The organism is Pseudomonas sp. PAMC 25886 (assembly GCF_000242655.1).
In the GTDB taxonomy this organism is placed as follows: domain Bacteria; phylum Pseudomonadota; class Gammaproteobacteria; order Pseudomonadales; family Pseudomonadaceae; genus Aquipseudomonas.
Map to the genome: position 1 here is coordinate 73,413 of NZ_AHHC01000039.1, position 10,942 is coordinate 84,354.

Annotated in this window: 9 protein-coding genes; 8 read left to right on the forward strand and 1 reads right to left on the reverse strand. The window is 61.3% G+C overall.

Going from position 1 to position 10,942, the window contains the following annotated elements; genetic code table 11:
* Positions 1-19: 19 nt before the first annotated feature.
* Entirely contained in the window at positions 20-742 is a 723-nt protein-coding gene (locus MUM_RS0112735) for a tetratricopeptide repeat protein (RefSeq protein WP_010170173.1), read from the reverse strand.
* 124 nt (positions 743-866) lie between these two features.
* On the opposite strand from MUM_RS0112735, the gene MUM_RS0112740 reads away from it, so the two are divergent.
* The 8 genes from MUM_RS0112740 (at position 867) to MUM_RS0112775 (ending at position 10,559) form a co-directional block, all read left to right on the forward strand.
* A complete protein-coding gene (locus MUM_RS0112740; protein ID WP_029615868.1) occupies positions 867-3,191 on the forward strand; it encodes a TonB-dependent receptor in 2,325 nt (774 codons plus the stop codon).
* A 336-nt stretch (positions 3,192-3,527) separates the two neighbouring features.
* The gene (locus MUM_RS0112745) at positions 3,528-4,454 is read left to right on the forward strand and encodes a glutamate/aspartate ABC transporter substrate-binding protein (protein WP_010170177.1); all 927 of its coding nucleotides are present in this window, start codon (positions 3,528-3,530) and stop codon (positions 4,452-4,454) included.
* A gap of 195 nt (positions 4,455-4,649) precedes the next feature.
* A complete protein-coding gene (locus MUM_RS0112750; protein ID WP_003208731.1) occupies positions 4,650-5,396 on the forward strand; it encodes an amino acid ABC transporter permease in 747 nt (248 codons plus the stop codon).
* Positions 5,396-6,067, forward strand: coding sequence for an amino acid ABC transporter permease (locus MUM_RS0112755; RefSeq protein ID WP_010170181.1), 672 nt, complete (start codon positions 5,396-5,398; stop codon positions 6,065-6,067). Before MUM_RS0112750 ends, MUM_RS0112755 begins: the two co-directional genes overlap by 1 nt.
* Positions 6,064-6,798: an amino acid ABC transporter ATP-binding protein gene (locus MUM_RS0112760; protein WP_010170183.1), complete on the forward strand. Its 735-nt coding sequence runs from the start codon at positions 6,064-6,066 to the stop codon at positions 6,796-6,798. The genes MUM_RS0112755 and MUM_RS0112760 overlap by 4 nt, the downstream gene beginning before the upstream one ends.
* A 174-nt stretch (positions 6,799-6,972) precedes the next feature.
* The gene (locus MUM_RS0112765; RefSeq protein ID WP_010170185.1) at positions 6,973-8,874 is read left to right on the forward strand and encodes a sensor histidine kinase; all 1,902 of its coding nucleotides are present in this window, start codon (positions 6,973-6,975) and stop codon (positions 8,872-8,874) included.
* Positions 8,871-10,211 carry a sigma-54-dependent transcriptional regulator gene (locus MUM_RS0112770; protein WP_010170188.1) on the forward strand — a complete coding sequence of 447 codons (1,341 nt, stop codon included), beginning with the start codon at positions 8,871-8,873 and terminating at the stop codon, positions 10,209-10,211. Before MUM_RS0112765 ends, MUM_RS0112770 begins: the two co-directional genes overlap by 4 nt.
* Before the next feature lie 18 nt (positions 10,212-10,229).
* Positions 10,230-10,559: a GlpM family protein gene (locus MUM_RS0112775; protein ID WP_177324997.1), complete on the forward strand. Its 330-nt coding sequence runs from the start codon at positions 10,230-10,232 to the stop codon at positions 10,557-10,559.
* The last annotated feature ends 383 nt before the right edge of the window (positions 10,560-10,942 follow it).

Genomic DNA, 10,942 nt, shown 5'->3' on the forward strand with positions numbered 1-10,942 from the left:
GAAAGGTCCAGGGGCTTTTTCATGCCTGCAGATGGCGCTGATAGCGCAGGCCCATTTCACGAATCCCGGCGAGGGCAGAGCCCACCAACACCGGATACGCCGCCTGCAGAAAGCCCGGCGTAGCTGTTGTGAGCGCCCGCTCCAGCCATAGGCAGGCCTGCGCCTCGTCTCCGTCTTCGGCCAGCTCCGAGGCGTGGTTGTATTGCCCACGGAAATCCCCGGCCTCGGCCGAGCGCCGGTACCACTGCCTCGCCAGTTGAACATCCTTGGGCACCACAACGCCCTCGTGGTGAAACCTTCCCAACAGGTTCATCGACTTGGCGTGCCCCTTGGCCGCAGCCCGAACGAACAGCTCATAGGCCGCTACAAGGTCTCGCTCCACGCCCCGACCGCGTGTCAGCAATTGCCCGTAGTTGTACATGCCCCAATCCAGTCCCAGGTCGGCAGCCTTGCGGTAATGCAACGCGCTGTCTTCCAGGTCGACTGTGCAGCCCCAGCCATTCTCCAGGCAGCGCCCGATCATGTTGATCGCCATGGGGTGGCGCTGCCGTGCAGCGATGCGAAACCAGCTCAGCGCCAGCGCCTCATCCTTCTGCACGCCGCGACCGTCAAGCAGCAGCTGGGCCAGGGTCGCCTGTGCGTCGGCATCACCCAGTTGAGCGGCATGCATCACCCACCGCACATAGGCACGCGGGTTATCACCGATATCTGACGGCTCGCTGCCTGGCTGCGCACTTTGCATGACTGCCCCGTGTGGCGATCAAGGACCGCAAAAGTTTCATGAATTATTTGGTTACAAAGTATTACATTTGAGATCGCTTATCAATTACGATCGCATCTCACTAACACCAACAAGAGACTACTCAATGGCTACCGGGATCAGTTCTGCCCCCCTTTCATCGCGGCATATGCTCGCGTCGGCAGTGGGCTTGGCAGTGGCTGCGCAGGGAGGATTCAGTTACGCGGCGGAGCCCGCACCAGAGGACAACACAGGCGTCATTCAGCTCGGCGCGACCAGCATCGAAGGCCAGGCCCCGAGCCAGAGCGTCTACAACCCTGTGGCTCCGTCTTCCCCCAAGTACACCGAGGCGCTGCGCGACACACCGCAGACCATTACGGTGGTACCCAAGGAAGTCATTCATGACCAGAACCTGCTGACCCTGCGCGACGTGCTCAGCACCGTGCCCGGCATCACCTTCGGTGCCGGCGAAGGTGGCAGCGGGTATGGCGACAGCATCAACCTGCGCGGGTTTTCCGCCAGCGGCGACATCTACGTGGACGGCGTGCGCGACAGCGCGCAGTACAGCCGCACCGACCCGTTCAACCTGGAACAGGTCGAAGTCGTCAGCGGCGCCAGTTCGGTGTATTCCGGTTCCGGTGCGGTCGGCGGCACGATCAACCTGGTGAGCAAGCAGCCAGAATTACGCGACAAAACCACCATCAGTGCCGGCATCGGCACCGATAACTACAAGCGCACCACCCTGGACACCAACCAGACGCTCAACGACACCACCGCGTTCCGCCTGAACCTGATGGCCCATGGTAACGATGTGCCAGGCCGCGATTATGAAGATTACTCACGCTGGGGCATTGCACCCTCCATCGCATTTGGCCTGGGCACACCGACGCGCGTGACCGTCAGCTACGAGCATCAGAAAGACGACAACACACCGCAATACGGCATCCCCATCTACAACGGCAAACCCATGCCGGGCGTGGGCTGGAGCGATTTCTACGGCTACCACAACATCAATGACCAGCAGATCACCTCGGATTCGTTCAGCCTGAAGCTCGAACACGACTTCAACGACGCCGTGTCGGTGCGCAACTTCACCCGTGTCGAGCGGGTTCGCCAGGACCTGCGCGCCTCCGGCCCCGAAGGTGCACAGGCCGGCTGCCTGGCCAGCGGCACCCAGATCACGGGCGCGCCTTGCGCCGCGGGCCTGCAACCGGGCTATTTCCAGCCAAGCGGCGGCTCACTGGGTAACGAGCGCAACACCCAGAACAAGATGTTCACCAACCAGACCGACGTCACCAGCCACTTCAGCACCGGGTTTATCGACCATACGCTGGTGACCGGGATTGCCATCAGCCGCGAGGAATACGAGGCGGATACCGGAAAGTGGCTGACCAACGCCAACGGCAGCACGATAGTCCCGCCACCGGTCAGCTACAGCGATCCGAATTCCGAATGGACCGGCCCGGTCAACTTCACCCGGGCGGCCCACGTCGATGGCGCGCTGAACAACCGCGCCGCCTATGCCTTCGACACGCTCAAGCTCAGCCCGCAATGGGAAATCAACGGCGGCTTGCGTTACGAGCACAACGCGGGCAGTTCGGTGACCAATGCTTACTCCAGCACCGGTGTGGAGACGCCCGGCACCCGCTATGGCCAAGCGGATGACCTGACGTCCTACCGCCTGGCGCTGGTCTACAAACCGGCGGAAAACGGCAGCGTCTATATCGCCTACGGCAACAGCAAGACGCCGTCACAAGCCAGCGTCAATGGTGGGTGCTACACCCCGGCCAAAAGCTCAAGCATCGCCACCAACAACTGCAACGTCGCCCCGGAAACCGCCGTCAGCTATGAGATCGGCACCAAGTGGGACTTCTTCGACAATGCCTTGTCGGTCACCGGCGCGATCTTCCGCAATGACCGCACCAACTACAAAGTCGCCGATAACGACCCAACCAACCTGAGCGGCACTCAATCCCTGGACGGCAAAGCGCGTGCAGATGGCGTCGCACTGGGCCTGAGCGGCGCGATAACCGACCGCTGGAAGGTGTTCGCCAACTACACCTACCTCGACACCCGCGTATTGCGCAGTGCCAGCGACTACACCCTGGCGACCACCGGTTTCGACGCGCAGAAAGGCGAGCCGCTGCCGTTCACGCCCAAGCATGCGGCCAGTCTCTGGACGGTGTACGACCTGCCCTACGACTTCCAGGTGGGCTACGGCATCACCGCGCAGAGCAAGCAGTACCTGGTCAGCGCCGCTGGCGCACCGACTGCGCCTGGCTACGCGGTGCAACGTGCGATGCTCGGCTACAAGGTCAACAAACAGTTGAACCTGCAGTTGAACATCAACAACCTGTTCGACAAGGAGTACCTGACCCGCATCCGTAACAACGGCTGGGCGGTGCCTGGCGATGGCCGTGCAGCGGTGGTGTCGGCCGACTACACGTTCTGACAGCGCCCTATCGAAAAAGCCTCGGGCCCCACACTCCCGGGGCTTTTTCATGGGCGATACCGGCTTGCTCCGCCATTCGGTTTTCCGAACGCCATACCCCCGCCTATTCGGTTTGCCGGACCTCACCCGCCTAAAAAACTCGTCACATAAACTTAATCGCCATATAAATCATACAGTTAACCTTTTATTCCTGGTCTGGCACGACTCATGCTCTACACTCGTAGGCGATTGCCTGAGGCGCCTCAGGAGCCGTCTCAGGCTTTCGCAGTACTGTTTATATAAAAACGTGGCCGTCCAACCGGTCTCATAAAAAAAACAAATGTCGAGGAAGTATTGATGCGTATCGTTCCCCATATTTTGGGCGCAGCTATCGCTGCTGCTCTGATCAGCACTCCAGTTTTCGCCGCCGAGCTCACCGGCACGCTGAAGAAAATCAACGACTCCGGCACCATCACTCTCGCTCACCGCGACAGCTCCATTCCGTTTTCCTACATCGCGGATGGTTCGGGCAAACCCGTGGGCTACTCCCACGACATTCAGCTGGCTATCGTTGAAGCCCTGAAAAAAGACCTGAACAAACCCGACCTGAAGACCAAGTACAACCTGGTCACCTCGCAAACCCGTATCCCGTTGATCCAGAACGGCACCGCGGACATCGAGTGCGGCTCCACCACCAACAACGCCGAACGCGCCCAACAAGTCGACTTCACCGTCAACATCTTCGAAATCGGCACCCGCCTCCTGGTCAAGAAAGACAAGGATGGCAAGCCGTCCTACAGCGATTTCGCTGACCTGAAAGGCAAGAACGTCGTGACCACCGCAGGCACCACGTCCGAGCGCATCATCAAGGCGATGAACGCTGACAAGCAGATGGGCATGAACGTCATCTCCGCCAAGGACCACGGCGAATCCTTCCAGATGCTGGAAAGCGGCCGCGCCGTTGCCTTCATGATGGACGACGCCCTGCTGGCCGGTGAAGAAGCCAAGGCCAAGAAGCCGGATGACTGGGTAATCACCGGTACTCCACAGTCCTTCGAGGCCTACGCCTGCATGGTTCGTAAAGACGACCCGGCCTTCAAGAAAGCCGTGGATGACGCGATCGTCGGCCTGTACAAATCCGGCGAGATCAACAAGATCTACAGCAAGTGGTTTGAAAGCCCGATTCCACCTAAAGGCCTGAACCTGAACTTCCCGATGAGCGACAAGGTGAAGGACCTGATCGCCACTCCGAGCGACAAGCCAGCGCCTGACGTAAAAATCTGATACCTGACTAAGCTTATGTCCTGAGGGAGCCAACGTTCCCTCAGGCGTCTGTTACTACCTGCTGGCTTTTATTTTGGAACACTCGACCTGGCGGTTTTCGAGCCGATCGCGTGTGCCTGGCGTTCACCGTCGGGCGGGAAAGGATCTTCCCCAAGCGGGTGCTTGTACATCGATCGATCTCGAGGGGAGACCCTAATGAATTACAACTGGGACTGGGGCGTGTTCTTCAAGTCCACCGGCGTGGGCAGCGAGACTTATCTCGACTGGTACATCGCCGGCTTGGGCTGGACCATTGCCATCGCCGTCGTGGCATGGATTATCGCCTTGCTGCTGGGGTCCATTCTGGGCGTCATGCGCACCGTGCCAAACCGCATCGTATCGGGCATCGCGACCTGCTACGTGGAACTGTTTCGCAACGTACCGCTGCTGGTTCAGCTGTTCATCTGGTATTTCCTGATACCCGACCTGCTGCCGCAGAACCTGCAAGACTGGTACAAACAAGACCTCAACCCGACCACCTCGGCCTACCTGAGCGTTGTCGTGTGCCTGGGCCTGTTCACCGCCGCCCGTGTGTGCGAACAAGTGCGCACCGGCATCCAGGCGTTGCCACGTGGCCAGGAATCCGCCGCACGCGCCATGGGCTTCAAGCTGCCGCAGATCTACTGGAACGTGCTGCTGCCCCAGGCCTACCGGATCATCATTCCGCCGCTTACCTCGGAATTCCTCAACGTCTTCAAGAACTCCTCCGTGGCGTCCCTGATCGGCTTGATGGAATTGCTGGCGCAAACCAAACAGACCGCCGAGTTCTCGGCCAACCTGTTTGAGGCCTTCACCCTGGCCACGCTGATCTACTTCACCCTGAACATGAGCCTGATGCTGCTGATGCGCGTGGTCGAGAAGAAAGTCGCCGTGCCCGGCCTGATCTCCGTGGGGGGTAAATAATGGACTTCGATTTCAGCGGCATCATCCCCGCCATCCCGGGCCTGTGGAACGGCATGGTCATGACCTTGCAGTTGATGGTCATGGGCGTGGTCGGCGGCATCGTCCTGGGTACGATCCTCGCGCTGATGCGCCTGTCGTCCAGCAAACTGCTGTCACGCCTGGCCGGCGCCTACGTGAACTACTTCCGTTCGATCCCGCTGCTGTTGGTGATCACCTGGTTCTACCTGGCGGTGCCGTTCGTGCTGCGCTGGATCACCGGCGAAGACACCCCGATCGGTGCGTTCACCTCCTGCGTCGTGGCCTTCATGATGTTCGAGGCCGCGTACTTCTGTGAAATCGTGCGGGCCGGCGTGCAGTCGATCCCCAAGGGCCAGATGGCCGCCGCGCAAGCGATGGGCATGACCTACGGCCAGACCATGCGCCTGATCATCCTGCCCCAGGCGTTCCGCAAGATGACCCCGTTGCTGCTGCAACAGTCGATCATCCTGTTCCAGGACACCTCGCTGGTCTACACCGTGGGCCTGGTGGACTTCCTCAACTCCGCCCGCTCCAACGGCGACATCATTGGCCGCTCCAATGAGTTCCTGATCTTCGCCGGTGTCGTCTACTTCATCATCAGCTTTTCCGCCTCGCTGCTGGTCAAGCGTCTGCAAAAAAGGTTTGCCGTATGATCTCTATCAAGAATATCAACAAGTGGTATGGCGACTTCCAGGTGCTGACCGACTGCAGCACCGAGGTTAAAAAAGGCGAAGTGATCGTGGTGTGCGGGCCGTCCGGCTCGGGCAAGTCCACCCTGATCAAGTGCGTCAACGCCCTGGAGCCGTTCCAGAAAGGCGACGTGGTCGTCGATGGCACCTCCATCGCCGACCCGAAGACCAACCTGCCGAAACTGCGCTCGCGCGTTGGCATGGTGTTCCAGCACTTCGAGCTGTTTCCGCACCTGACCATCACCGAAAACCTGACCATCGCGCAGATCAAGGTGTTGGGCCGCAGCAAGGAAGAAGCCACCAAGAAGGGCCTGCAACTGCTGGAGCGCGTCGGTCTGTCGGCCCACGCCCACAAGCACCCGGGCCAGCTTTCCGGCGGCCAGCAACAGCGTGTGGCGATTGCCCGTGCGCTGGCCATGGACCCGATCGTCATGCTGTTCGACGAACCGACCTCGGCCCTCGACCCGGAAATGGTCAACGAAGTGCTCGACGTGATGGTGCAACTCGCCCACGAAGGCATGACCATGATGTGCGTGACCCACGAAATGGGTTTCGCCCGCAAGGTAGCCGACCGGGTGATCTTCATGGACGCCGGCAAGATCATCGAAGACTGCCCGAAAGAGGAGTTCTTCGGCGACATCAGCGCCCGCTCCGAGCGTGCGCAGCACTTCCTTGAGAAAATCCTGCAGCACTAAAAGCACCACTGCTCCCCAGTGAAAACCGGGTTTGTGTGGGAGCCGGGCTTGCCCGCGATGCAGGCACCTCGATGTAACCGCTACACCGAGGTGAAGCTATCGCAGGCAAGCCAGCTCCTACACAAGCAGGTTTGCGCCAAGGCTGGCAGCTCTGGTTGACCCAAGGCATCTGTGATGAAATGCGACCCCAACCTCTTTCGCGCCGCGCCGCCATCACTTGCCGTGAAGCCTCGTCTGATTCGCCAATTGTTCCTGCCGCCGCTGATCATCGCCCTGATGATCGGACTGGGTTACGTCGGCTTCTGGATCAGCGAGTTCTATGGGATCCGCACCCTCACCGACACCGGCGAACGCCAACTGGAATTGCACGCCCGCACCGTCGAGAGCGAACTCAGCAAATACACCTACCTGCCCAGCCTCCTGGAGCTGGAATCCAGCGTCTCCAGGCTGTTGGCCGACCCGAATCAGGAAACCCGCAAAACCGTCAACGACTACCTCGAAGGCCTGAACCGGCGCAGTCGCAGCCGGGCGATTTACGTGATGGATACCACCGGCCGTGTGCTGGCCACCAGTAACTGGCGCGACGCCGACAGTTACCAGGGTGAAGACCTGTCCTTCCGTGCCTATTTCCAGAATGCCGTGCGCGGCCAGCCCGGCCGGTTCTACGGCATCGGCAGCACCAACGGCGAACCCGGCTATTACCTGGCCCATGGCCTGGAAGAACACGGCAAGATCATCGGCGTGGCCGTGGTCAAGGTACGCCTCGAAGCGCTGGAAGAGCGCTGGCAGCGGGCGCGCCTGGAGGCCTTCGTCAGTGACGAGAACGGCATCATCATTCTCTCCAGCGACCCGGCCCGTCGCCTCAAGTCCGTGCGCCCCCTGAGCGATGACACCAAGGACCGCCTCGCCCACAGCCTTCAATACTACTGGGCGACGCTCAACGAGCTGGAACCCCTGGCCCGCGAGCGCCTCAACGAAGGCACCGAGAAGCTGACCTTCCCGGCCAACAGCGAAGTGGTGGCAGACGAACATGAGGTGAGCTACCTGGCCCAGACCCGCCCGCTGAATGACACCCCCTGGAACTTCACCCTGCTGACCCCGTTGAATGACCTGCGCCGGGCCGCCATCAACCAGGGCATCCTGGTGGCCGTGGCCTTCGCCCTGGTGGCGTTCCTGCTGATCGCCTGGAACGAGCGGCGCAAGGTGATCGCCACCCGCCTCGCCGCCCGGGAAGCCTTGCAGGAAGCCAACAATCAGCTGGAACGACGGATTGCCGAACGCACCACTGACCTGCGGGCCAGCAACGAACGGCTCAAGAGCCAGATTCGCGAGCGGCGCCAGGCCGAGGAAACCTTGCGCCGGGCCCAGGACGAACTGGTACAGGCTGGCAAACTCGCCGCCATCGGCCAGATGTCCACCAGCATCGCCCACGAATTGAACCAGCCGCTGGCCGCGTTGCGTACCCTGTCAGGCAACACCGTGCGCTTCCTGGAGCGTGGCGCCCTGGACACCGCCAGTGCCAACCTCAAGACCATCAACGAACTGATCGATCGCATGGGCCGCATCACCGCCAGCCTGCGCTCCTTTGCCCGGCGCGGCGATGACCAGGGCGAAGCCAGCCTGGGCAAGGCGGTGGACGCCACGCTCCAGATCCTCGGCAGCCGCCTGGAGACCCTGCCACTGACGGTGCATCGCCACTTCAGCAGTGCGCAGTTGCAGATCGACCAGACGCGCCTGGAGCAGATCCTGGTCAACCTGATCGGCAACGCCCTGGACGCGATGCAGGCGCAACCAGCCCCCGAGCTGTGGCTGGAAGGCGATACCGTCGACGGCAAATACCGCCTGCAGGTGCGCGACAACGGCCACGGCATTGATCCCGAGGCCCGCAAGCATTTGTTCGAACCGTTCTTTACCACCAAACCCGGCGAACAAGGCCTGGGCCTGGGCCTGACACTCTCGGCCAGCCTCGCGGCCGCCACCGGCGGCAACCTCGCTGTCGAACACCCGGCCAGCGGTGGTACTGCCTTTGTCCTGAGCTTGCCGCTGGTGAACCCTCAACAAGTCGAGTCGAAATGAACGCAGAAAAAACCACCGACCTGACCGTCCTGATCGTCGAAGACGACCCCCATGTATTGCTCGGCTGCCAGCAAGCCCTGGCCCTGGAAGACATTCCCAGCGTGGGCGTGGCCAGCGCCGAAGAGGCCCTGACCCGGGTCGGTGAAAACTTCGCCGGCATCGTCATCAGCGATATCCGCCTGCCGGGCATCGACGGCCTGGAGCTGCTGACCCGACTCAAGGCCCTGGATAAAAGCCTGCCGGTGGTGCTGATCACCGGCCACGGCGACATCTCCATGGCCGTGGGCGCGATGCGCAACGGCGCCTATGACTTCATGGAGAAACCCTTCTCCCCCGAGCGCCTGGTGGACGTCGCCCGCCGCGCCCTGGAACAACGCGGCCTGGCCCGGGAAGTCTGGTCGCTGCGCCGGCAACTGGCCGAGCGCGATTCCCTGGAAGGCCGGATCATCGGCCGCTCCCCCGCCATGCAAAACCTGCGGGAACTGATCGCCAACGTCGCCGACACCTCGGCCAACGTATTGATCGAAGGCGAGACCGGCACCGGCAAGGAACTGGTCGCCCGCTGCCTGCACGATTTCAGCCGCCGGCATTCCCACCAGTTCGTCGCCTTGAACTGCGGCGGCCTGCCGGAAAACCTGTTCGAAAGCGAAATCTTCGGCCACGAGGCCAACGCGTTTACCGGCGCCGGCAAACGCCGCATCGGCAAGATCGAACACGCCCACGAAGGCACGCTGTTCCTCGACGAAGTGGAAAGCATGCCGATGAACCTGCAGATCAAGCTGCTGCGGGTGTTGCAGGAACGCACCCTGGAGCGCCTGGGCTCGAACCAGAGCGTGGCGGTGGATTGCCGGGTGATCGCCGCCACCAAGTCCGACCTCGACGACCTGAGCCGCGCCAACCAGTTTCGCAGCGACCTGTACTACCGCCTCAACGTGGTGACCCTGGAACTGCCGCCACTGCGGGAACGCCGTGAAGACATCCTGCAATTGTTCGAACACTTCCTGCAGCAGTCGTCCCTGCGTTTCGACCGCACCGCGCCGGACCTCGACAACCAGACCCTGTCCAACCTCATGAGCCACGACTGGCCGGGCAACGTGCGTGAACTGCGCAACGTCGCCGAGCGGTTTGCCCTGGGCTTGCCAGCGTTCAAAAAGAGCGGTACCAGCAGTGGCAACCACGGCCTGGCGTTCACCGAAGCGGTGGAAGCCTTCGAGCGCAACCTGCTCAACGATGCCTTGCAACGCAGCGGCGGCAACCTGACCCAGGCCAGCCAGGAACTGGGGATGGCCAAGACCACGCTGTTCGACAAGGTCAAGAAATACGGGCTGAGCCACTAGGAGCGCACTGTGGATTTATTGCTGAAGGCCGCATTGGGCGCGGGGGTCGTGCTGATCCTGGCGGCGTTGGCCAAGACCAGGAACTATTACATCGCCGGCTTGGTGCCGCTGTTTCCGACGTTCGCGCTGATTGCGCATTACATCGTCGGCAAGGGCCGTTCGGTGGAGGATTTGAAGACCACCATCGTGTTCGGGATGTGGTCGATCATTCCGTACTTTGTGTACCTGGCCACGTTGTATGTGATGGTCGATCGGATGCGGCTGGAGGCTTCGCTGGCGGTGGCGGCAGTGGCGTGGTTGATGGCGGCTACGGTGTTGGTGAGTGTGTGGGTTCGCGTACACGCCTGACATACGCTTATTGAAAATGTGGAGCCGGGTGGGTGTGTTTATCCGTTATTCAGGTAACGGCGGATATGGGTTCCGCTCTTACAGCGGGTCACTTTTGAAAGGAGCCCAAAGGTAACCAAAAGGCTCTTGCCCCACCACTCGGCACCTCGCTAATGCTCGGTGTGCCCTCACTCCGGTACTACTCCGCGGGCCGCCGCGACGGGGCGTCCCTGCCCCGTCGCGGCTAAACCGGCGTCCTGCCGGTTTACCCGCTCCGTACTACCTGCGTTCGGCCAGCGTGGTTTAACGGGGCGCCTAAGATCAAGATCAAAAACAGATCAACAGCACAGCGGCCTACAGGCCGGCTTGAGTGGTGTGAAGCAAAAGCAACATCAAGATCAAAA

What these genes read in the sequence shown, in the direction of transcription:
- MUM_RS0112765 (WP_010170185.1), top strand. Translation starts at nt 6,973, where the DNA reads ATGAAATGCGACCCCAACCTCTTTCGCGCCGCGCCGCCATCACTTGCC.
- MUM_RS0112740 (WP_029615868.1), top strand. Translation starts at nt 867, where the DNA reads ATGGCTACCGGGATCAGTTCTGCCCCCCTTTCATCGCGGCATATGCTC.
- MUM_RS0112755 (WP_010170181.1), top strand. Translation starts at nt 5,396, where the DNA reads ATGGACTTCGATTTCAGCGGCATCATCCCCGCCATCCCGGGCCTGTGG.
- MUM_RS0112745 (WP_010170177.1), top strand. Translation starts at nt 3,528, where the DNA reads ATGCGTATCGTTCCCCATATTTTGGGCGCAGCTATCGCTGCTGCTCTG.
- MUM_RS0112750 (WP_003208731.1), top strand. Translation starts at nt 4,650, where the DNA reads ATGAATTACAACTGGGACTGGGGCGTGTTCTTCAAGTCCACCGGCGTG.
- MUM_RS0112735 (WP_010170173.1), bottom strand. Translation starts at nt 742, where the DNA reads ATGCAAAGTGCGCAGCCAGGCAGCGAGCCGTCAGATATCGGTGATAAC.
- MUM_RS0112760 (WP_010170183.1), top strand. Translation starts at nt 6,064, where the DNA reads ATGATCTCTATCAAGAATATCAACAAGTGGTATGGCGACTTCCAGGTG.
- MUM_RS0112770 (WP_010170188.1), top strand. Translation starts at nt 8,871, where the DNA reads ATGAACGCAGAAAAAACCACCGACCTGACCGTCCTGATCGTCGAAGAC.